This window comes from Amycolatopsis sp. SB7-3, assembly GCF_041021335.1.
GTDB classification, from domain to species: Bacteria; Actinomycetota; Actinomycetes; order Mycobacteriales; family Pseudonocardiaceae; genus Amycolatopsis; species Amycolatopsis japonica.
Map to the genome: position 1 here is coordinate 350,847 of NZ_JBFPJQ010000005.1, position 19,331 is coordinate 370,177.

Here is a 19,331-nt window from a genome sequence, read left to right on the forward strand (position 1 = left end):
GAGGATCCCGGATTCGTACGCTCGCGGTGCTCTCGTCGATGCTCCTGGCTTCGCTGATCGGCCCCGGTGCCGTCGCGAACGCCTCCGGCGGGCACGGTTGCGAATGCGCCACCCCGTCGATCGACCGATTGCAGCAATGGCTCGCTTCCGGCGAGGGCACCACGCTGCCGCCGACCGGCAGCCTGCTCGTCCGCGAACGCGGCGGTTACGCGGCCAAGGTGACCTTCCTGAACGCCGAATGGCACGTTGTGGTCGTCTGGCTGGGGAATCAGTTCGAGGCGCAGGCGGATCTCTCGAAATCCGCCGGTTTCTGGATGACCTACAGCGCGACCAACGACCTCTACGTCCAGCTGCGTCCCGCCTCGCATTGGAGCGGTGGCGACAAGTGGCTCACGAAGGTTCCGTCGACCGGCGGGAAGCTGGTGAAGAAGTTCTTCAGCTTCAAGCCCGCCGCCTGGACGACGTTGCCCGAGCTGGGGACTCCTGGGTACTCCTTCGCTTCGGCGCTCACCGAGGCGCGGGGCCTGGTCTTCGTCGGCAAGACCCCGAACAAGCTCGACTTCCGCGGCCTCTCGATCGACCGCTACCGGCCGCCCTGTCTCTGAACGCTCCTCGGATTTCACCTGTCCGGAGCGACGGCCCTCGCGCACCGTGCCCGATTTGTCCTGTACGGTGAACTTTCAGCCGCCTCCGCACGACCGATCCGAGGAGTACCCCAGATGAGCCTGTTCGACTCGCTGAAGGAAAAGGCCGCCGAACTGCTGGGCGGCGCGGGCGACAAGGTCGGCGAACTGACCGGTGTCGACCTTTCCGGCGCCGCCGACCAGGTCACCCAGGCGACCGGCGGGCTGGCCGAGACCGGTCAGGGGCTCGCCGAGAGTGCCACCACGGCGGGCCAGGACGCCGTCGACTCGGCCACCGCGGCCGGTCAGGGCGTCGTCGACTCCACCGGTGCCTTCGGTGACGCCGCCACCGGACTGGCCGGCGACGTGATCGACCCGAACGCCCGGGGCTGATCGCCCCCGGACTCCCCGGTATCCCGCGGATACCGGGGAGTTCGTCATTTCTCCGGTGGGACGACGTCCGTTCTTCGGCAAGACGATCTTCGCTTTTCCTTGTCCCGCAAGGGAATTATCGCCGTCCGGGTGAATGAGGAAACGGTTGTGGTAACCCGTCCACGGCCGCGAAGCTCGGTTGGTGATCGTCAACCGACTGAGGCCCGTCGGCCTATGCGCCGGGCTTACCGTGCCCGCCCTTCTCCTGCGCTTCACCGGCACCGATCCGGGTGCGCCGACCGGGCTGCTGTTGTTCGGCCTCGCCGTCGTGGCGGCCTCGTTCCTGCTCGCCTGGGCGGCCGAAGCCGCGCAGGTGGACATCTCCGGCGGCCTCGCGATCGCCGTGCTGGCCGTCATCGCGGTCCTTCCCGAGTACGCGGTGGACCTGTACTTCGCCTACACGGCGGGCTCGAATCCCGAGTACATCGCCTACGCCGCAGCGAACATGACCGGCTCCAACCGGCTGCTGCTCGGCCTCGGGTGGTCCACCGTCGTGCTGGTCGCGCTCGCCGTCGCGAAGAAACGCCGTGGCGCCACCGTCCGCGAGCTGATCCTCGACGCGCCGTACCGGATCGAGCTCGGCTTCCTCGCGATCGCCTCGATCGTCGCGTTCGTCATCCCCGGAACCGGGCAGATCTCGCTGCTCCTCGGCTTCGCGTTGCTCGGCTTCTTCGTGTTCTACCTTTGGAAGGTCTCCCGCGCCGAACCGGGTGAACCCGAACTGGTCGGTCCGGCCGCCACCTTGGGCGCGCTGCCCCGGCGGTCCCGCCGGACCCTCGTGGCCGCGCTGTTCGTGTTCGCGGCCGTGGTGATCCTCGCGAGCGCGGAACCGTTCGCGCACAACCTGATCGCCGTCGGGACGGAACTCGGTGTCGACCGGTTCCTGCTCGTGCAGTGGCTCGCGCCGCTGGCGTCGGAGGCGCCGGAGTTCATCGTCGCGATCCTCTTCGCGCTGCGGGGCAAGGGCGACGCGGCGCTCGGCACCCTGCTTTCCAGCAAGGTCAACCAATGGACACTGCTCGTCGGCAGTCTGCCGATCGCCTACGTCCTCGGCGGGGGAGGCCCGGCACTGCGCCTGGACGGCCGTCAGATCGAGGAATTCCTCCTCACCGCGACCCAGACCTTGCTGGGAGTCGCCGCTCTGCTCGCGTTGCGTTTCCCGCGCTGGGCCGCCTGGACGCTGCTCGGCCTGTTCGCGGTGCAGTTCGCGCTGCCCGGTCAGACCGCGCGCTACGTCCTGTGCGGGGTCTACGCGCTCATCGCGCTCGCTGCCCTGATCCGCAACCGCCGCCATCTCCTGCCGACCCTGGCCGCCCCGTTCCGCCGGGCACCCTATGCCTCCGGGAGTAGTCGTGAGGAGCGGATTTCGGCCTGAGAGCAGAGGTTTCCGCGAGTTCGCGCGCTTAGCGTCCAGGTATGACCAAACGAAGGAAAGTACTCGCCGCGGGCCTGGCGATCCTGCTCCTGGTGGACGGCGGGCCACCGGCTTCGGCGACCCCGGCGCCGCGGATCGACTGGCACGACTGCCGGACCGGGCCGGAAGACGAGACGGGACGACGGCTCGCCGCCGCCGGGGCGGCCTGCGGTGAGGTCGTCGTACCGCTGGACCACGCCGACCCGGGTGGCAGAACCCTTTCGGTGGCCGTCGCACGCCGTCCCGCGAGTGACCCCGCGCGCCGACTGGGCACCCTGGTGGTCAACACCGGCGGACCCGGCCCGTCCCGCGACGGTGTGGCACTACTGGCCCAAGGGCTGCCCCCGGAGGTCCCGTCCGGTGCGCCGTCGCTCGCGGCGCGGTACGACCTCGTCGGGATCGACCCGAGATTCTTCGGGCTCAGCTCGCCGCTGGAATGCGGCTGGCCCACCGGGCGATACCTGCAGAGCGCTCAGCTGGCGAGTCCGGACCGGGCCTCCTTCGACCGCAGCGTGCTGGTCGCGCGGGAGCTCGCGCGAAGCTGCGCGGACCGGGGCGATCTTCTCGCACACGCCTCCACCCGCGACATGGCGCGGGATCTGGACCTCGTGCGAGCCGCCCTCGGGGAATCGAAGATCTCGTATCTGGGCTGGTCTTTCGGCAGCCATCTCGGGTCGGTCTACCGCGGGCTCTTTCCTCGGCGGACCGAGCGGATGGTGCTCGACAGCGCCGCCGCGCCCGGGGCCGCCGGTCCCGCGCTCACCAGGGAGACCGCGCCGGCGGACGCCGCGGCCTTGCGCGACTGGGCGCGGTGGGCCGCCCGCCGGGACGCACAGCATCATCTCGGCACCACCGCGGAAGAGGTACTGGCCACGGTGGACCGGATCGCCCGCGCCGCCGCCCGCGCGCCCTTGCGCGTCGGCGAGCACCGGATCGACGCCGCGATGATCCCCGGCCTGCTGCTCACCGTCGACGACAGCGACGCGTTCTACGCGGAGTTCAGTGCCCAGGTCGCCGTGCTGCGTGACGCCGCTCGCGGTCTCACCGTGACACCGACGCCCACGCAGGAGTGGAAACTCTCCCTGTACACGGACCCGAACGTCGAGCCGTCCTTCGGGTTCAGCGCCACGGTCGCCAACCAGTGCGCGGACCGCGCCGCCTCCCGGGATCCCGAAAGCTACTACCGGGACATCGTGGCGCACCGGGCCGCCGAGCCCCTGTTCGGTCCGCTGGCCCGGCACATCACGCCGTGCGCGTTCTGGCCCGTCCCGCCCGCGGAGCCACCTGTCCCGGTAGGGGACGACCGGCCCGCCCTGCTCGTGGGCGCCTCGGGGGATCCGGTCACGCCGTATGCCGGGCAACTGGCGCTGCGCCGCGCTCTGACCGGATCGAGGATGGTCACGCTGGACGGCGCCTTCCGGCACGGGATCTATCTCTTCGACCCGACGTCCTGCGTCACCGACATCGTCGAGTCGTATCTGCTCGGCGGAGCCCTGCCCCGGACCGACGTCACCTGTGCCCGTCACCGCTCGCCGGGCCGGACCACGCCCGCTTCGTAGGCGAGGACCACCGCCTGCACCCGATCCCGCACCCGCAGCTTGGCCAGGATGTTGCCCACGTGGGTCTTCACCGTTCCCGGCGCGACCACCAGCCGCTCGGCGATCTCGGCGTTGGACCAGCCGCGGGCCATCGCGGCCAGCACTTCCCGCTCACGTCCGGTCAGCGTCGCCGCCGACCTGGCCGCGCCGGGATCGAGCGGGGGCGCCAGCCGGTCCAGCAGCCTGCGGGTGGTGGAGGGGGCGATCACCGAGTCGCCGTCGTGCACCGTCCGGATGCCGGCCAGCAGTTCCTCGGGGGTGGCGTCCTTGAGCAGGAAACCACTCGCCCCGGCCCGGATCGCGGCCAGCGCGTGCTCGTCGAGGTCGTACGTCGTGAGCATGAGGACTTTGGGCGCGTCAGGCAGGGCGAGCACCCGTCGGGTGGCCTCGATACCGTCGAGCACCGGCATCCGGACGTCCATCAGGACCAGATCGGGATTCAGGCGCCGGGTGTGGTCGACCGCGGCGAGCCCGTCACCCGCCTCGCCGACGACGGTCAGATCGGCCTGGGACTCGATGACCATCCGGAAGCCTGCCCGGACCAAGGCCTGGTCGTCGACCAGCAGGACACGGACCGGTGGGGCGGTCACGCCGGTCCGTCCCGCAGGACGCCGATCAGCCGCCGGAGATCGCCCAGCGCCTTCCGCGCACAGTCGCCGATCGTGACGAGGGCCGATCTTCCGGCCTCCGGTGTGGCCGCGTACCGGCCGCCGTCGGCCTGCGCGATCACGACGGCGAGCGAATGGGCGACGATGTCGTGCATCTCGTGCGCGATCCGTTCCCGCTCCGCGAGGACCGCGAGCCTCGCCTGCTGGCGGCTGTGGGACAGCCGGACCCGGCGCAACGTCCCGGTCGCCCACGCGGCCATCACGGTGCTGGCCAGGAAGGCGCCGACGAGCAGATGCGCGGCCGCGGACGACGGCAGCATCGGCCAGCTCAGCCCGCCGAGCACCGCGCCGAGGAGCCCTGCCGCCAGCGCGGCGCCACCGGCTCGCCGCGGTCCGTAGGCCGCCGCGGCGTGCACCGCCAACGGTACGGCGAGATCGGCGGGCAAGGCACCGACGCCGTCCCGGATCGTGAGCCACTGGACGCCCGCGACTCCCAGCACCACTGTCGCGCACACCACGGTATTGCGGCGTCGCAAGGCGAGCGGAAGCGCGAGAAGCAGGGAGAACAGGAAATACGCGGCCTCCGCCCGGACGAAGAGTCCGAAAAGGACACAGCATCCCGCGAGGAGCAGCGCGGCCAGGACGTCGACGAGCGATTCGTGTCCGCGCAGCCAGGAGTCGAGCCTTTCACCGAGCACGTCGCCACCTTATGGCCGCGGCGCCGCCGTCACTTCGCCGCGGGGACTGAAACCGCCTACGCCCACCGGGCTAGCCCGAACGGAGCAAGGAAAGGCGGTGGAAATCCCGTATGTCGAAACCCTTCGTCCCGCTAATCTGGCGGAAACGACATATCTGCGGGGGAGCGGACCATGGCCGTGATCTGGATAGTGCTCGGGATACTCCTGCTGGTGATCGGCGTCGCCGTGATCACCGATGTACGCGATCGCGGGCGGGGCGGGACGCGCAAGATCATGTTGCCCGGCTGGGCCTCACGGCGCGCCGATTACACGGAGAACGACCTCGTCCACGGTCGCTGGTCGGAAAAGTCGCCGCGTGAACAGGACGAAGAACTCCAGCGCCGGTACAAATCGGGCGACGAATAAGGGGATCAAGCGGCGGGCCTGGTCCAGCGCCAGGCGGCGTGCAGGGCGGTGATCAGCGCCTCGTCGTCGGCGAAGGTGGGTTCTTCCCCGACCGGTATCCAAGTGCGGTCGACGATTTCCCCCTCGGTCCGCCGGACGACCGAGATCCCGGGGTAGGACAAGGCCGCGCGGCCGCCGTCGTCGGCCACGTGGCGGTGTTCCCAGCGCAGCTGGACAACGCGATCAGCGCTCATCGACCACAACTTTCCGTACTTGCGTATCCGGTAAGTCGTCTGTCGAGGCCCGCGCGTTTCACGTCCGCCTTGTGATCTGTGTCCTTCGCACTGCGGATTCCCATGCCGGATTCGATTCTTTTCGTGAATTCCGTGGAGAGTGACCCCGATCACAACGGGCTCTCCGATCGTGAGAACATGAGGGCCAGGCTGCCGGATCCCGGAGGGTGAATGCTCCGCAGAATGCGTCGCTGGCTCGAATTACTCAGTCTCGGCGGGTTGGCGGTGGCCGGCTTCGCCGTCGGAATCGCGGAACAGCTCGGCTTGCTCGACAAAGTCGCACCGAAAGGCGTCACCACCCTGACCCTGATCATGGTCAGCGGGGTGGTCGTGGTGCTGCTCGTCGAACTGACCCCGTTGCGCGCGCTGGAAGACATCCGCGACCGGCTCGCCGGTCTCGACATCGACACCATCGCCACGAGCCTCCGCCGCTCGCACTACGGCGGCGTGGTCGAAGTACACAAACGCTTTCCGGACGACGAGTTCGCGGCACACGTCGCGAAGGCCAAACAGGTGACGATCCTGAACACCTGGATCCCCAACCTGCAGCGCCTGGAAAAGGAACTCGAGGCCGCGATCGTCGACCGGCGCGCCGAGGTGCGGATCATGCTGCTGCATCCGAACTCGATGCTGGTGGGGCTGCGGGAGGCGGCGCTGGGCCGCAGCGGCGGCGCGGGCAACCCGTTCGTGAGCACGGGGATCGCGGAATGCCTGGAGATACTCTCCCGGCTGCACCGGCGGCTGGCGAAGCGTCAGGCCAACCTGAAGGTGCGGGTCTTCAACTCGCAGGCCTCGGTTTCGGTGTACCGGGCCGACGGGCGCTACCTGGTCAGCATGTTCCTGCACGGCCAACTGGCGGTGAACTCGCCGCAGTTCCAGATCGAGGGCACGCACGACACCGTGCTCGGCGAACAGATCCAGCGCGAGCTCGACACGTTGTGGGACATCGGCCGCGACGTCGACCTCGCCGACTGGAACCGAAGCATCGACATGATCCGTTTCTGAGCAAGAGGTGCAACTGATGCGCGAGCTCGACGAGTTCGAAGACGGTTTGATCGAGCGGTTCCGGAACCATCCGGCGCTGCGGGGCGTCACCGACCTGTCAGGGGAGGAGCTCCAAGCGGTCCTGCTGCAGCGCCGGTTCCTGTCGCTGGCGTTCACCATGGCCTACGACCTGGCGATCGACCTGCTCACCGACGAGCAGTCCAAACGGATCGCCCGCGTCATCGTCCGCGAGGAGTACCCGGACAACACCTCGCCCGGGAGCACACCTTCGCACCGCGAGGATCTGATGACGGACATCCTCGCCCTGGGCGTCCCGCGCGAAGTGCTCGTGCGGTCGCGGAAGTCGCTGGCCACGGCGGCCTGCCTCGACACCACCATGGAGCTGATCTCCTCGGCGGGCGATTCGAAGCACGCCGACGTCGAACTGCTGACCATCCTGCGGTTCTGGGGCGAGGTGCTGGTCTCGGTCGAGTACGGCGAACTCTGGCGCCGGATCGGCCCGGTGCTCGGCGACAAATCCGTCTTCTACTACCCGCACCACGTGCACGACGCGAAGTCGCGCCCGCTCGCCGCCGCGTCCCCGCTCTCGCTGACGCATTCCGACCAGCTCGGGCTGCGGCTCGTGCAGCTGATCGACTCCAGCGAGGCGCGTGAGCGGTTCCGGGAGACCGAGGAAGCGGTCGTCGCGGTCAAGACGGCTTTCTACGACCAGTTCGTGCCCACCTCGTGAGTGGCGTTTCGGGTTCTAACCCGAAACGCCACTCACGACCACCGCGCCCCACCACGCCACTGGCGCGCTCGCTCGCTTGAAGTACGTGAAGGCCTCCTTCACTACCTTCAGGGTAGGGAAGGAGGCCTTCACGGACCTGCGGCCAACGGCCACTCACGAGGGAGTCACTCGGCCACGAGGCCGGCGAACCGGCCCAGCGTCTCCTCGCGCCCCAGCGCCTGGGTGATCGAGTGCAGGTCCGGGCTCCGGGTCGAGCCCGTGATCGCGATCCGGATGATCTGCGAAGCCTCGCGGATGGAACCAGGGAAGCCTTCGGGGTTCTTCTTGAACTCCTTGGCGTTCTTCGCGAAGCCGTGCTTCGCGGCCACGTCGCGGATCTGCTGGAACCACTCCTGGCCGTCGTCGAGCTGCTGGTAGTTCTCGACGAAGTCCCGCGCCACGGCCTGGACGACCGCGCGGTCGACACCGAGCGCGGTGATCCGCTCGTCATCGGCGTTCGCGACGGCGGCGTGCAGCTGCGGGAAGAAGAAGCCGTAGACGGCGCGGAACTCGCTCCACTTCTTCAGGTCCTTGCGCGGGTTCTCGGCGCCGTCACGTTCGACGGCGAGCGCCCGGAGCGCGAGGTCCGGCTCGGCGTCGAGGACGGTCCGCAGCTCGGGGTCGAACCGCTCCGCCCAGCCCCGGACCTCCTCGAGGATCTCGGCGCCGGTCAGCGTGGCGATGTGGTCGGCCGAGATGTCGTCGAGTTTGACCAGGTCGACCAGCGGGCCGGCGACCCCGCATTCGTCGAGGTTGATCGGCTCGGCAAGCGCCTGGTCGAGCGGGAGCTCGGCGAGACGGCCGTTGGCGAGGCCGCGCAGGTAGTACAGGACGGCCTTGGTCGGGTAGCCGGACTCGATGTAGAAGTCGACGCTCGCTTCCGGGTCCTTGCGCTTCGACAGCTTGCGCTTGCTGCCGCCCTCCTGCTTCATCAGCGGCGCGATGTGCGCGTACGTGATCGGCTCGAAGCCGAGCGCGTCGAACAGCTGCTGGTGCACCGGCACCGACGAGATCCACTCGTCGCCGCGGATGACCAGGTTGACCCGCATGAGGTGATCGTCGACGGCGTGCGCGAAGTGGTAGGTCGGCAGCCGCGGGCTCTGGTCGGAGCTCTTGAGGATGACGACGTCGTTGCGGTTGGCCTCGGCCTCCAGCGGGCCGCGGATGGCGTCGGTGAACCGGGCGCGGGCGCCGGTGTCGTCCGGCGCGCGGAACCGCACGACGTACGGATCGCCGGCGTCGAGTTTGGCCTGCACGTCGGCGGGGTCGGCGTCGCGCCAGATGGCCCACGAGCCGTAGTAGCCGGTCGGCAGCTTCGTCGCCTGCTGCCGGGCGGTGATCGCGGCGAGCTCGTCCTTCGTCGCGAAGTCGAGGTACGCGCGGCCGGAGCGGAGCAGGTGACGGACGTAGGTCAGGTAGATCTGCTCGCGCTCGGACTGCTGGTACGGGCCGTAGTCGCCGCCGCGGTGGATGTCCTCGTCGGCGGCGAGGTCGAAGTAGGCGAAACCGCGCTCGAACTGCTCGATGGCGCCTTCGACCTCGCGGGAGCGGTCGGTGTCCTCGACCCGGACGAGGTAGCGGCCGCCGCTGCGGCGGGCGACGTCCTGGTCGATGGTGGCGACGTAGACCCCGCCGATGTGGACGAACCCGGTCGGCGAGGGGCCGAACCGGGTGACCAGGGCGCCCTCGGGCAGCTCGCGGGCGGGGTAACGCTGTTCCCAGTGCTCGGGCTCGGGCAGGTCGGCGGGGAAGAGGGCGTCGATGACTGCTCGGTCCAGCATGGCGGTTCAGATCTCCCGGCGTCGTGGTGCATGGCGGTTTTCGCCACCGAAGAGCCTAACCGTCCGGCCTCCGGGCCTGGTGAGGGTGGTCCCGAAGCCGGATCGAGACGTGCTTTTCCGTCGGTGCTCCCCGGTAAAATGGGCTTGCCGGACATTCGGGGAGGAAATCGGTGACCACCGATAGCTCGCTTCGTGAAGAACCCCAGCTCACCATCCGACCGAAACCCTCGGCGTTCTTTCTGCGCCGTCGCTTTCTCCGCACTTTCGGGCCCGCGCTGGCCCTGGCCGTGACCGGCCTGATCGCCCTGCTCATGAGCGGGACGATCGTGGTGCCGTTCCAGCAGACGCTCGTCCTGCGCGGCAAGATGGGCTCCAAATCGGATCTCTTTGAGGACGCGAAGGTCCAGGAAATCCTGATGCGCCACCACATCCGCGTCCACGTGACCAGGGCGGGCTCGCGGGACGTCGCCACCCACGACCTCAGCCAGTACGACTTCGTGTTCATGTCGGGCGAGCCCGCCGCGAGTCTCGTCCGGCGGTCGAGGGCCGACCAATGGACGGGCAGCGCGCGGCAGCCGTTCACCAGCCCGATCGTCCTCGCCACGTACCGCCGCTATGCGGAAACGCTGGCCAGCAACAAGATCGCCACAAAACCGGAGGGTGAACAGGAACCGCTGTACTACCGGCTGGACACCGAGAAGTTCATCGAGACCCTGCGAAAAGGGCAGACCTGGGACTCGCTCGGCATCAGGCGCTTCGGCGCGGAGAACGGCAACAGGGTGCTCGCCCAGACCTCGAACATCTGCGACTCCAACTCGGGCGCGACGTACCTGATCCTGCTGGCGTTCCTGGAGAACGGCCGCCACGTCCCGGTCGTCGACCCGCGTCCGGCCGGGGCTCCCGCGGGGCCGCCGAACCTCACGGCCGCGAAGGAACTGGCCAACCGGGTGAAACCGCTCGTGGCGGCACAAGGCTTCCCGTCGGCGGATCTGTCGGAGTCGTACGCGAATCTGGCCGAGGGGGACAAGCCGATCGTCGTCATCTACGAGCATCAATACCTCGCCATGCAGTTGCGGGCCAAGGCGCAGAGCGGACGGCCGGACCCAGACCGGGTCCTGCTGTACCCGAAGGACGACATCCTGACGAAACCCCAGTTCCTGGCGCTGAAACCGGAAGCGGAACGGCTCGGCGAGCTGATCACCTTCGATCCGGAGCTGCAGCGCCGCGCGATGGAGCTCGGTTTCGGTGTCGCGACCCCGGCGGGCAGCACGAAAAGCACGCGGCTGTACGAGTTCCTCCGCGAACAGGGGCTGCCCGCGCCGGAGATCGCCACCGACGACAGCACCACGCCGTTGCCGGACAACCCGGTGCTGGAAGAGATGATCAAAACGGTCGGGGACTGCCCGTGAAGCGGCTCCTCGTGATCCTGTGCTGCCTGCTCCTGGCGGTCGCCGCCTGTACGAGCGGTGGGCAGAAGGTGAAGTTGCGCGTGCTGGCCAGTTCGGAGCTGGCCGATCTCGGGCCGATTCTCGACGACCTTCGCGCGGAAACGGGAATCGAACTGGAAATGGATTTCCGGGGAACGATCGACGCCGCGGCCGCCCTCACCCCGGGAAAGGCCACGCACGATCTCGCCTGGCTTTCCACCGACCGGTATTTCCAGCTCAAACACCGGCAGTCGGGGGACAAGGGGGAACGGCCGCTCGCGACCAAGACCATGGTGTCGCCGGTCATCGTCGGGATCACCCCGGCGAAGGCGGCGGAGCTGCGCCGAGGCAAACCGGACGGCAAGCTCTCGTGGGCGGATCTGGCGGACGCGGCGGCCGGCGGTGGCTTCCGGTTCGCGATGGCGGATCCGGCCAAATCGACCAGCGGGCTGACTTCACTCGTCGGGGTGGCGACGGCGGCCGCGGGCACCGGCGCTGCGCTGCGCCTCCAGGACGTGAAATGCGACAAGCTCCAGGGCTTCCGCACCGGGCACACGCTGACGGCGGACACCTCGGCCGCCGTGGCCGATCGGTTCGCCGAGCGCCAGGACGTGGACGCGATCATCGGGTACGAGTCCACCTTGCTCTCCCTGAACGCGAGCGGCAGGCTCAGGACACCGTTGGAGCTGGTGTATCCGCGCGACGGCATCGTCCAGTCCGACTACCCGGTCTTGCTGCTCGACCCGGCGAAACGGGAGGCGTACGACAAGGTCGTCTCCTGGCTCAGAAGCCCGGCGACGCAGAAGAAGCTGATGGAGCGGACCCTTCGCCGTCCGATCACCGGCGAGGTGGGCCTCGACCCGAGGCTGCCCGCCTCGATCGGGAACTCGCTGTACTTCCCGGACGAACAGGCCGTCGTGGACAAACTCCTCGACGACTACGCGGCGTCCGCTTCCCGCGCGCCGGGACGCGTGATCTTCGTGCTGGACTTCTCCGGTTCGATGAAGGGGCCGCGGATCGCCGCGCTCCGCGCGACCTTCGCCGGGCTGAGCGGCGGTCCGGACGGCGGGTTCGACCGCTTCCACCGCGGCGAGCGGCTGACCGTCCTCCGGTTCGGTGGGAAGATACTGGGGGACAAGGAGTTCACCATCGACGGACCCGGTGATCTCGACGCGCTGCGGGCCTTCATCGCGGCCGACGAGTTCGACGGCAACACCGCGGTCTGGTCCGCGCTCGGCGAGGCGTACGCGAAGGCGGGCGGTTATCGCGGCGCCGAGCCCGGCGGGGACGTCTCGATCGTGCTGATGACCGACGGGGAGAGCAACACCGGCCCCGGTATCGAAGAATTCCTGCGCGCGCCAAGGGATCCGGGCGTGCACACGTACACCATCCGGTTCGGTGAGGCGAATCCCGCCGAGTTGGAGCGCGCGGCCGTGGCCACCGGTGGCCGGATGGTCGACGCGAACACGACATCGCTGCTCGACGCCTTCAAGGAGATCCGTGGCTGCCGATAATCTGTGGTGGGACGTCTGGGGACTGTGGCTCGCGGTCTGGGTGCTGACCGTGGTCGCCTTCCTCGTCGCGATCGTCGTTTTCGTGAAGCATTGGCGCCGTGCGCGGTCCGACGGCGATCAGGGCATGATCCGGGGCATCGCCTTCTACCTGCACACGAGATCCGTGATGGGCCTCTACCAGTTGCATCGCTACAACGAGGCGCTGGAACAGGAGGTCGAGAAACGGAAGAGCCGGGGCTGGCGGTTCTGGGGTTCGGGCGGATTCGGCCCGCTGAAAGGAGAATCGGAGCGCACCGACACCGACGAGGAGTTCCGGCGGTACATCCGCAAGGCCGAACCGATCACGGTGATCGGCATCGTGACGAAGGTGCTGGAGAAGCACCACGACATCATCTACGTCGATTTGACGAAACAGGAACTGGTCCACAACCGGGCACTGGTGAAGGAACTCGGCTGGGCAGACGGTCCCGAGAGCACCCGGCAGGTCAAAACCAGGTTGCGCGGCGTCGAGGCGTTCATCTCCGTGAAGGGCCTGTTCCGTAAACGATCCCAGACCGACACCGAGACGGTTTTCGTGGCACCGTACGGGAATCCGGACGATCCGGAGCGAAGCAGGCGGATCCGGTTCACCTGCGTGACCAGCGATCTGCGGGACTCCGCGCCCGCCGGCGCGTTCCGGGCGCGTTGCCTCGGCAAGGTCGAAGACTGGGACCCCGAGACCGGGGAACTCGTCGTCCATCCCATCGCGATCTTCAAATAGCCGGCTGCTCCACTCGCGTCGTCCGGGTGACACGAGTGGAGCAGTCGAAAGCCACACGTCGTCCGTGGCGCTTCGCACTGTCGACACCGGGGCCCGAACCTGCACGATTTCGGTATCCAACACCGCAGGTTCGAGGGAGATCTTCCATGAAGACCACTGTTGCCGACGATATCCGCAGCTTCTTCGCCGACTCCGCCATCGATGTCACCGTGGCCGGGCAGGCCGAGGTCGAACTCGTGATCGACCGCTTCGACAACTGGAAGAACGCGTCAAGCGGAGGCGCCTTCGGTTGCTTCACCGGTGCCTGCTGTCTCATGGCCTGAGTGGTCGGCGCAGAAGCAACCGACGCCCTTCGCGATCCAGTCCCGGCCCTCCCATTCGGGGTGGCGTTCGATCATCAGCGCTTCGACCTCCGCGGCGATGGTCTCTTCGGGGAGTGCCGAATCACGTCGCTTCCAGGTCTCGTCGCGCAGCAGTTCGAGGTACTCGCGGACGTCGGTGAGGATCCGGCGTCCGGAGACGTCGCCGTGGCCAGGGACGACGAGGTCCGGTCCGGCGGCGGCCAGCCGTCCCAGCACTTCGATCCAGCGCCGTCCCGAGACATCGGTGTCGTACGGCGGGAACCACGGGAAGATCGAGAACTGACCGGTCTCGACCAGGTCCCCGGTGAACAGCACGCCCGCGTCGGGCACGGTCACCACCTGATCGCCCTTGCTGTGGGCGCGTCCGGTGGCCGCCAGGCGCACGACCCGCCCGCCGAGGTCGAGGTCGTACTCGTCGTCGTAGACCACGTCGGGGGTGACGAGGTCGACGCCGTCCAGCGCCCGCGCGACCGGGGTGCCGAGGCCGCGGAACATCTCGAGGTAGCCCGGTCCTTTGTGGACCAGATCCGCGGCTTGGGCGCTGTTGACGAGATAGGTCGCCTCGTCCGCGAAGACCTGTGCGCCGAAAGCGTGCTCGGGATGGAAATGCGTCGTGGTCAGGTACAGCCTGCGGCCGCGGGCGTGTTCGGCCGCGAAGGCGAGCACCTTCTCGGCGTTGCGAGGACCGAGTCCCGTGTCGACGACGAGCACCGAATGCGAGCCGCCGATGACGCCGATATTGGGGACGAGGTCGACGCCGAGATTCGGGATCACCACGACGTCGCGGGCGATCTCCTGGACCTGGGCGGGTTCGACGGCGGGTTCGTGGGTGAGTGGTTCGAAGGGCATGCCCCCACTGTCGTGCCGGCTTTCGGGCGCCGTCCAAGACCGATCTCCACGCGCCGATACCTGATAGGTATCATCGCTGGTGATGGAGCTTCGTCTGTTGCGTTATTTCGTGGCCGTCGCCGAGGAGCGGCACTTCGGCCGGGCCGCCGCACGGCTGCACATGACCCAGCCGCCGCTGAGCCGGGCCATCCGTCAGCTGGAGAACGACCTGGGGGTCGCCCTGCTGCTCCGGTCGGCCGCGGGCGTCGAGCCCACCGCCGCCGGAACCACCCTGTACGCCGAGGCCCGCACCCTGCTGGACCAGGCCGAACGCGCCCGCGCGCGGGTGATCGAGACGGCGGGCCCCGCGACGCTCACCGTCGGCACCCTGGCCGACGGCGCGGGGGAGGCGGGCACCCGCCTGGCCGCGGCGTTCCGGCGTCGGCATCCCGAAGTCTCGATCCGCTTCCGTGAGGCGGATTTCACCGATCCCACCACCGGCCTCCGCGCCGGGCTGGCCGACGTCGCGCTGACCCGGTCACCGTTCGACGAAACCGGTCTCACCGTGCGGGTTCTGCGTTCGGATCCGGTCGGACTGGTGCTGCGCACCGGCGACCCGCTCGCCGATCGCGCGACACTGCGGCTGGCCGAGGTCGCCGATCGGCCGTGGTTCCAGCTGCCGGAGGGCACGGATCCACTGTGGCGCGAGTACTGGAACGGGGCGACGCCCGTGGGCGAACGGCTGTCCGGACCGGTGGTGCGCACGGTCGGCGAATGCCTGCAAGCCGTCCTGTGGAACGGATCGGCGGGGATCGCGCCGCTCGGGCACGCCCTGCCGGACGGCCTCACCTGGGTGCCGCTGGCCGACATGCCACCGAGCCCGCTGGTCGTCGCGTGGGTGACCGAACGGGAGAATCCGCTGATCCGCTCGTTCGCGCGGATCGCCGCGGAAGGCCATCGCTAGACCGCACTTGCAAGTGCGTACTTCCCTCCGGAGAGCGGCTCCCTGAAAGTGAGTACAGCTTCGCTCACCATCCACAAGGGAGTCCACGACATGTCCAGACCTGCCGCCAGGTCCCAGATCCGGGCCGGCCGGACCACGGTCACCTACCTGCCCGACGGCCACGCCTGGCTCAACCCCGGCGTTTTCCTGCCGTCGAGTGTCCCGTCCGGCTGGGCGGCCCACGACGCGTTCCTCGACGAACGCGGCTGGTTCCCGGTCAGCATCGGTTCCTTCCTGATCAGGACCGACGACCGGGCCATCCTGGTGGACCTGGGGCTCGGCGCGGCCGACTTCAGCCTTCCCGGTGCCGCCGAGTTCCACGGTGGTGGCCTGCTCGACGCCCTGGCCGCGGAGGGCCTGAGCCCGGAAGACGTCGACACCGTGGTCTACACGCATCTGCACCACGACCACGTCGGCTGGACGACGAACGTCCCGCCCGCGCCGGACGGCCCGGGCGGGACGGTGACCGGGCTGACCTTCCCCGCGGCACGCCATCTCGTCAGCGAGACCGAATGGGCACACTGGTCCGGCACGAACGACCCGGTCGGCCCGGATCCGCTCGCCGTACAGGAGCCGCTGGCCGAGGTGATCGGGTTCTTCGGTGATGGCGACGTCGTCGCGCCGGGTGTGCGGATACTCGCCACGCCGGGGCACACGCCCGGTCACAGCAGCCTGGTGGTCACCGACCCGGACGGGGAGGACCCGCGCCGCGTCGTCGTGCTCGGCGACGTCATGCACTGCCAGGTGCAGATCACCGAAAGCCACTGGACGTTCGCGTTCGACGTCGATCCGGCGGAGGGCGTCGCCACCCGCGAGCAACTGCTGAAGGAGATCGAGGACGACCGGACGATCCTCGCGGGCGGACATTTCGCCGGCCAGGTGTTCGGCCGGGTCCTGCCGCCCGCGCTGCGCCGGACCTGGGCCGCAGGCCAGGCCACCGGATAACGTCGCGGGTATGCCGGAACCACACCGCCGCCGTCCCCGTCCAGGCACTCCGGGCCAGGTGCTGGCCTGGTTGCCGGACGGGCGGCCGGCCGATGTGTACAGCGCGCCGTGTCCCTCACGACAGGTACTGGATCGCATCGCGGACAAATGGACCGCACTGATCGTCGGTTGCCTCTCCACGGGGACCAAGCGCTACAGCGAACTGCGCACCGCGATCGACGGGGTCAGCGAGAAGATGCTCACCCAGACCCTGCGCGGGCTCGAACGCGACGGTCTGGTCACGCGCACCGTGCACCCGACGGTGCCGCCGAAGGTCGAGTACACGCTGACCACGCTCGGCCAGACCATCACCGCACCGCTGGCGGTGATCCGGGACTGGGCCGAACTCCATATCAACGAGATCAACGACGCCAGGACGCGGTACGACGCCGGGGTGTAGGAACGCCGCGTCCGGGGCATTTCCCCGGCATGCCGGACTCATCTTCAGAACCCGACGAGGCGACCGTCGACGCCGTCGGAAAACTGACCTTCGCCCTCGAAACGGTCGAACAGGCGCGTGGTCACCTGTACGCTTTCCACCACCTCACCGGAACCGCCGACTTCGCGCTCGGCGAGGCCGTCGAAGCCCTCCGGAAGGCCGGGCACGCCGAGTGGGCGGAACGGATCCAGACCGAACTGGTCGGGCTCAACGTGCTGCCGGAGCGGTGGACGTTCCAGCTGATCGAGGAGTACGACGAGGGCTACTACGCCGCCTACCGCGACATGGCGCGCGACGTCACCGCTGACCTGACCGGCGGGCGGCGGCACCTGCACGAAGAACGGATCAAGCGCCGGCGGCGGACCGAGGGACGGCCGGGGCACGAGATGGGGCGGCCTTCGAGCGGCTGACTACTTGCAGGGGTCGTGGCCCCAGTTCATCAGCGAATACCGCCAGGTCGTGTCCTCGACGTCGCCGGACGGGCGCTGCGCGAGATGCCGGTGCACGTAACCGACCACCTTGCGCATGTGCCGCTCGTCCTTTTCGGAGAGTTCCGCCTTCTTCGTGCGCAGGATCGTGACGATCCGGCGGCCCGACTCGTGGCCGACCGACTCGCCTCCGTCCTTGTGCTGACCCGCCTCGCGGGACTCGTCGGTCTTCAGCCACTTCTCGAGTTCGCCCGCGGTCATGTTGACCGCTTCGCCGAACTCGGTGTGGACGTCGTCATCGCTCACAGCTTCTCCAGCGCCTCGGGCTTGTGGACCGCTTCGCCACCGCTCTTGTCGCTGCGGACGAGGTACTGCGGTTCCTCCTCGGACGCGCGAACGGTGCGGCCGCCCGCTTCGGTGTCGGAAGTGATCTCCTTCAGGACTTCGCCTTCGGCCTGCCCGCCGTGGCTGTTCCAGCGGACCTTGTCGCCTTTGCGGAATCGCTTGCTCATCGCACTCCTTCTCGTCGTGGACGGTCCGACGCCGGCCAGACGTAGGGCAGGTCGTCGGGGACGTCCGGGAAACTCGCGCGGTAGTGCCCCGGCTCCTTGCGGACGAGCGCGGACTGATGGCTGCGGTGGAAATCCGTGTCGCCGAGCCAGGGCGGCAGCTCCTTCGCGTCGGCGAGCCGGTCCTGGGTGCGGATCTCGTCGAGTCCGGTGGCGCGGAGCAGGTCGAGCCGCAGTGTTTGGCGGCAGGTGTCCTGGCGGCCGGTCTCGCACCAGACGTCGCAGATGTCGAAGCCGTACCGGACGAGCGCCTCCTCGTAGCCGGCCCACATCGCCGCGGCCGGGTGATGCCGCCAGCCGTATCCCGGCACCGTCAGCGCGCGCAGCACCTGGATGGTCTCGACCCGCTGTTTACCGAGCCTCCGCTGGTCGAGGACGGAAGCGGAGGCCCGGAAATCAGCGCACGGGAGAAACGTCTGCACACCGGCGGCTTCCCCCGTCGGCTCGGATCCAAACCGCTCAGAAGATCGACCAGCCGGTCAGGGTGGTGAACCGGTCGAGCGCCGCGACACCCGCGACGGAGTTGCCGCGCGGGTCCAGGCCGGGGCTCCAGACGCAGATCGCGCACCGGCCGGGGACGATCGCGACGATGCCGCCGCCGACCCCGCTCTTGCCCGGAAGCCCGACACGGTAGGCGAATTCGCCCGCCGCGTCGTAGGTGCCGCAGGTCAGCATCACCGCGTTGACCCGCTTGGCGGCGCTCTGTTCGAGCAGGCGGCTGCCGTCGTTGCGCACGCCGTGGCGGGCGAGGAACACCGCCGCCCGCGCGACGTCGCCACAGCTCATCGCGATCGAGCACTGGCGCATGTACTGGTCGAGGACGGCGGGCACCGGATGACGCATGTTCCGGTACGACGCCATGAAATACGCGAGGGCGCGGTTGCGATCGGCGTGCGCGGCCTCCGACGCGGCGACCTCGGCGTCGATCCCGATGTCGCCGCGCCCGCTTTCCTCCCGGAGGAACCGGAGCAGGGTTTCCGCCGCGTCGCCGTGGTGTGCCAATTCGTCGGTCACCACGAGGGCGCCGGCGTTGATGAACGGATTGCGGGGGATTCCGTCCTCGTTCTCGAGCTGGACCAGCGAGTTGAACGGGTTTCCGGACGGCTCGCGGCCCACCCGTTCCCACACTCCGTCGCCGTGGGAGAGCGCGAGCGCCAAGGTGAAGACCTTCGACATGCTCTGGATGGAGAACGGCACTCGCCAGTCGCCGACCCCGTGCAGCCCACCGTCCACTTCGGCCACCGCCATGCCGAACCGGCCGGGTTCGACCCTGGCCAGAGCGGGGATGTAGTCCGCGACGGAGCCGCGGCCGATCTCCGGCGCGACGTCGTCGGCGATCCGGTCCAGCAGCGCGGCGAGGTCCACGGCCGTAGCGTAGAAGCGCTCCTTCGCGCGCGACGATCGGGGTTCGC

General features: G+C 68.9%; 24 protein-coding genes. 15 read left to right on the forward strand and 9 right to left on the reverse strand.

The window, feature by feature from the left end; translation table 11 throughout:
* Nucleotides 1-26 precede the first annotated feature (26 nt).
* The 4 genes from AB8M46_RS31830 (at nucleotide 27) to AB8M46_RS31845 (ending at nucleotide 4,028) form a co-directional block, all read left to right on the forward strand.
* A complete protein-coding gene (locus AB8M46_RS31830) occupies nucleotides 27-605 on the forward strand; it encodes a hypothetical protein (RefSeq protein ID WP_394362717.1) in 579 nt (192 codons plus the stop codon).
* Between the two features lie 114 nt (nucleotides 606-719).
* On the forward strand, nucleotides 720-1,016 hold the full coding sequence (locus AB8M46_RS31835; protein WP_038511178.1) for a hypothetical protein: 297 nt from the start codon (nucleotides 720-722) through the stop codon (nucleotides 1,014-1,016).
* A gap of 229 nt (nucleotides 1,017-1,245) precedes the next feature.
* On the forward strand, nucleotides 1,246-2,430 hold the full coding sequence (locus AB8M46_RS31840; protein WP_394362620.1) for a sodium:proton exchanger: 1,185 nt from the start codon (nucleotides 1,246-1,248) through the stop codon (nucleotides 2,428-2,430).
* Between the two features lie 41 nt (nucleotides 2,431-2,471).
* On the forward strand, nucleotides 2,472-4,028 hold the full coding sequence (locus tag AB8M46_RS31845; protein WP_394362621.1) for an alpha/beta fold hydrolase: 1,557 nt from the start codon (nucleotides 2,472-2,474) through the stop codon (nucleotides 4,026-4,028).
* Here the strand turns inward: AB8M46_RS31845 and AB8M46_RS31850 are convergent.
* Together AB8M46_RS31850 and AB8M46_RS31855 are read right to left on the reverse strand one after the other, a co-directional pair.
* Nucleotides 3,992-4,657: a response regulator gene (locus AB8M46_RS31850; RefSeq protein ID WP_394362622.1), complete on the reverse strand. Its 666-nt coding sequence runs from the start codon at nucleotides 4,655-4,657 to the stop codon at nucleotides 3,992-3,994. The two genes, AB8M46_RS31845 and AB8M46_RS31850, sit on opposite strands and share 37 nt — an antisense overlap.
* Nucleotides 4,654-5,373, reverse strand: a complete 720-nt coding sequence (locus tag AB8M46_RS31855; RefSeq protein ID WP_394362623.1) for a sensor histidine kinase — start codon at nucleotides 5,371-5,373, stop codon at nucleotides 4,654-4,656. The genes AB8M46_RS31850 and AB8M46_RS31855 overlap by 4 nt, the downstream gene beginning before the upstream one ends.
* A gap of 171 nt (nucleotides 5,374-5,544) precedes the next feature.
* Between AB8M46_RS31855 and AB8M46_RS31860 the strand changes: the two genes are divergently transcribed.
* A complete protein-coding gene (locus AB8M46_RS31860) occupies nucleotides 5,545-5,778 on the forward strand; it encodes a hypothetical protein (RefSeq protein WP_360091937.1) in 234 nt (77 codons plus the stop codon).
* 5 nt (nucleotides 5,779-5,783) lie between these two features.
* On the opposite strand, the gene AB8M46_RS31865 is transcribed toward AB8M46_RS31860, so the two are convergent.
* On the reverse strand, nucleotides 5,784-6,011 hold the full coding sequence (locus tag AB8M46_RS31865; protein WP_052121038.1) for a hypothetical protein: 228 nt from the start codon (nucleotides 6,009-6,011) through the stop codon (nucleotides 5,784-5,786).
* Between the two features lie 210 nt (nucleotides 6,012-6,221).
* Between AB8M46_RS31865 and AB8M46_RS31870 the strand changes: the two genes are divergently transcribed.
* On the forward strand, nucleotides 6,222-7,055 hold the full coding sequence (locus tag AB8M46_RS31870) for a hypothetical protein (protein ID WP_394362624.1): 834 nt from the start codon (nucleotides 6,222-6,224) through the stop codon (nucleotides 7,053-7,055).
* Nucleotides 7,056-7,071: 16 nt separating this feature from the next.
* Nucleotides 7,072-7,785, forward strand: a complete 714-nt coding sequence (locus tag AB8M46_RS31875; RefSeq protein WP_037345393.1) for a hypothetical protein — start codon at nucleotides 7,072-7,074, stop codon at nucleotides 7,783-7,785.
* 164 nt (nucleotides 7,786-7,949) lie between these two features.
* Here the strand turns inward: AB8M46_RS31875 and AB8M46_RS31880 are convergent, their stop codons facing one another.
* Nucleotides 7,950-9,605: a glutamate--tRNA ligase gene (locus AB8M46_RS31880; protein ID WP_394362625.1), complete on the reverse strand. Its 1,656-nt coding sequence runs from the start codon at nucleotides 9,603-9,605 to the stop codon at nucleotides 7,950-7,952.
* A 170-nt stretch (nucleotides 9,606-9,775) separates the two neighbouring features.
* Between AB8M46_RS31880 and AB8M46_RS31885 the strand changes: the two genes are divergently transcribed.
* The 4 genes from AB8M46_RS31885 to AB8M46_RS31900 all read left to right on the forward strand — a co-directional run bounded on the left by AB8M46_RS31885 (nucleotide 9,776) and on the right by AB8M46_RS31900 (nucleotide 13,629).
* Nucleotides 9,776-11,014: a hypothetical protein gene (locus AB8M46_RS31885; protein WP_394362626.1), complete on the forward strand. Its 1,239-nt coding sequence runs from the start codon at nucleotides 9,776-9,778 to the stop codon at nucleotides 11,012-11,014.
* Nucleotides 11,011-12,546, forward strand: coding sequence for a substrate-binding domain-containing protein (locus tag AB8M46_RS31890; RefSeq protein ID WP_394362627.1), 1,536 nt, complete (start codon nucleotides 11,011-11,013; stop codon nucleotides 12,544-12,546). The genes AB8M46_RS31885 and AB8M46_RS31890 overlap by 4 nt, the downstream gene beginning before the upstream one ends.
* A complete protein-coding gene (locus tag AB8M46_RS31895; protein ID WP_394362628.1) occupies nucleotides 12,533-13,306 on the forward strand; it encodes a hypothetical protein in 774 nt (257 codons plus the stop codon). Before AB8M46_RS31890 ends, AB8M46_RS31895 begins: the two co-directional genes overlap by 14 nt.
* 146 nt (nucleotides 13,307-13,452) lie before the next feature.
* Nucleotides 13,453-13,629 carry a hypothetical protein gene (locus tag AB8M46_RS31900; RefSeq protein WP_199755049.1) on the forward strand — a complete coding sequence of 59 codons (177 nt, stop codon included), beginning with the start codon at nucleotides 13,453-13,455 and terminating at the stop codon, nucleotides 13,627-13,629.
* Here the strand turns inward: AB8M46_RS31900 and AB8M46_RS31905 are convergent.
* A complete protein-coding gene (locus tag AB8M46_RS31905; protein WP_394362629.1) occupies nucleotides 13,576-14,517 on the reverse strand; it encodes an MBL fold metallo-hydrolase in 942 nt (313 codons plus the stop codon). The genes AB8M46_RS31900 and AB8M46_RS31905 overlap by 54 nt on opposite strands.
* Before the next feature lie 82 nt (nucleotides 14,518-14,599).
* On the opposite strand from AB8M46_RS31905, the gene AB8M46_RS31910 reads away from it, so the two are divergent.
* The 4 genes from AB8M46_RS31910 (at nucleotide 14,600) to AB8M46_RS31925 (ending at nucleotide 17,332) form a co-directional block, all read left to right on the forward strand.
* The gene (locus AB8M46_RS31910; RefSeq protein WP_394362630.1) at nucleotides 14,600-15,460 is read left to right on the forward strand and encodes a LysR substrate-binding domain-containing protein; all 861 of its coding nucleotides are present in this window, start codon (nucleotides 14,600-14,602) and stop codon (nucleotides 15,458-15,460) included.
* 90 nt (nucleotides 15,461-15,550) lie between these two features.
* Entirely contained in the window at nucleotides 15,551-16,444 is an 894-nt protein-coding gene (locus AB8M46_RS31915) for an MBL fold metallo-hydrolase (RefSeq protein WP_037345406.1), read from the forward strand.
* A gap of 10 nt (nucleotides 16,445-16,454) precedes the next feature.
* Nucleotides 16,455-16,883 (forward strand): helix-turn-helix domain-containing protein, encoded by a 429-nt coding sequence (locus tag AB8M46_RS31920; RefSeq protein WP_235213433.1) that lies wholly within the window; start codon nucleotides 16,455-16,457, stop codon nucleotides 16,881-16,883.
* Between the two features lie 29 nt (nucleotides 16,884-16,912).
* Nucleotides 16,913-17,332 (forward strand): hypothetical protein, encoded by a 420-nt coding sequence (locus tag AB8M46_RS31925; RefSeq protein WP_394362631.1) that lies wholly within the window; start codon nucleotides 16,913-16,915, stop codon nucleotides 17,330-17,332.
* On the opposite strand, the gene AB8M46_RS31930 is transcribed toward AB8M46_RS31925, so the two are convergent.
* The 4 genes from AB8M46_RS31930 to AB8M46_RS31945 are packed head-to-tail and all read right to left on the reverse strand — an operon-like array spanning nucleotide 17,333 to nucleotide 19,284.
* Nucleotides 17,333-17,656, reverse strand: a complete 324-nt coding sequence (locus AB8M46_RS31930) for a DUF3140 domain-containing protein (protein WP_037345411.1) — start codon at nucleotides 17,654-17,656, stop codon at nucleotides 17,333-17,335.
* Nucleotides 17,653-17,862: a DUF2945 domain-containing protein gene (locus AB8M46_RS31935; protein WP_125734956.1), complete on the reverse strand. Its 210-nt coding sequence runs from the start codon at nucleotides 17,860-17,862 to the stop codon at nucleotides 17,653-17,655. Before AB8M46_RS31935 ends, AB8M46_RS31930 begins: the two co-directional genes overlap by 4 nt.
* Nucleotides 17,859-18,341, reverse strand: a complete 483-nt coding sequence (locus AB8M46_RS31940; protein ID WP_394362632.1) for an MSMEG_6728 family protein — start codon at nucleotides 18,339-18,341, stop codon at nucleotides 17,859-17,861. The genes AB8M46_RS31935 and AB8M46_RS31940 overlap by 4 nt, the downstream gene beginning before the upstream one ends.
* Before the next feature lie 37 nt (nucleotides 18,342-18,378).
* Entirely contained in the window at nucleotides 18,379-19,284 is a 906-nt protein-coding gene (locus AB8M46_RS31945) for a glutaminase (protein ID WP_394362633.1), read from the reverse strand.
* Nucleotides 19,285-19,331 lie beyond the last annotated feature (47 nt).

What these genes read in the sequence shown, in the direction of transcription:
- AB8M46_RS31880 (WP_394362625.1), bottom strand. Translation starts at nt 9,605, where the DNA reads ATGCTGGACCGAGCAGTCATCGACGCCCTCTTCCCCGCCGACCTGCCC.
- AB8M46_RS31910 (WP_394362630.1), top strand. Translation starts at nt 14,600, where the DNA reads ATGGAGCTTCGTCTGTTGCGTTATTTCGTGGCCGTCGCCGAGGAGCGG.
- AB8M46_RS31870 (WP_394362624.1), top strand. Translation starts at nt 6,222, where the DNA reads ATGCTCCGCAGAATGCGTCGCTGGCTCGAATTACTCAGTCTCGGCGGG.
- AB8M46_RS31860 (WP_360091937.1), top strand. Translation starts at nt 5,545, where the DNA reads ATGGCCGTGATCTGGATAGTGCTCGGGATACTCCTGCTGGTGATCGGC.
- AB8M46_RS31915 (WP_037345406.1), top strand. Translation starts at nt 15,551, where the DNA reads ATGTCCAGACCTGCCGCCAGGTCCCAGATCCGGGCCGGCCGGACCACG.
- AB8M46_RS31905 (WP_394362629.1), bottom strand. Translation starts at nt 14,517, where the DNA reads ATGCCCTTCGAACCACTCACCCACGAACCCGCCGTCGAACCCGCCCAG.
- AB8M46_RS31845 (WP_394362621.1), top strand. Translation starts at nt 2,472, where the DNA reads ATGACCAAACGAAGGAAAGTACTCGCCGCGGGCCTGGCGATCCTGCTC.
- AB8M46_RS31835 (WP_038511178.1), top strand. Translation starts at nt 720, where the DNA reads ATGAGCCTGTTCGACTCGCTGAAGGAAAAGGCCGCCGAACTGCTGGGC.
- AB8M46_RS31935 (WP_125734956.1), bottom strand. Translation starts at nt 17,862, where the DNA reads ATGAGCAAGCGATTCCGCAAAGGCGACAAGGTCCGCTGGAACAGCCAC.
- AB8M46_RS31920 (WP_235213433.1), top strand. Translation starts at nt 16,455, where the DNA reads ATGCCGGAACCACACCGCCGCCGTCCCCGTCCAGGCACTCCGGGCCAG.
- AB8M46_RS31865 (WP_052121038.1), bottom strand. Translation starts at nt 6,011, where the DNA reads ATGAGCGCTGATCGCGTTGTCCAGCTGCGCTGGGAACACCGCCACGTG.
- AB8M46_RS31900 (WP_199755049.1), top strand. Translation starts at nt 13,453, where the DNA reads ATGAAGACCACTGTTGCCGACGATATCCGCAGCTTCTTCGCCGACTCC.
- AB8M46_RS31925 (WP_394362631.1), top strand. Translation starts at nt 16,913, where the DNA reads ATGCCGGACTCATCTTCAGAACCCGACGAGGCGACCGTCGACGCCGTC.
- AB8M46_RS31875 (WP_037345393.1), top strand. Translation starts at nt 7,072, where the DNA reads ATGCGCGAGCTCGACGAGTTCGAAGACGGTTTGATCGAGCGGTTCCGG.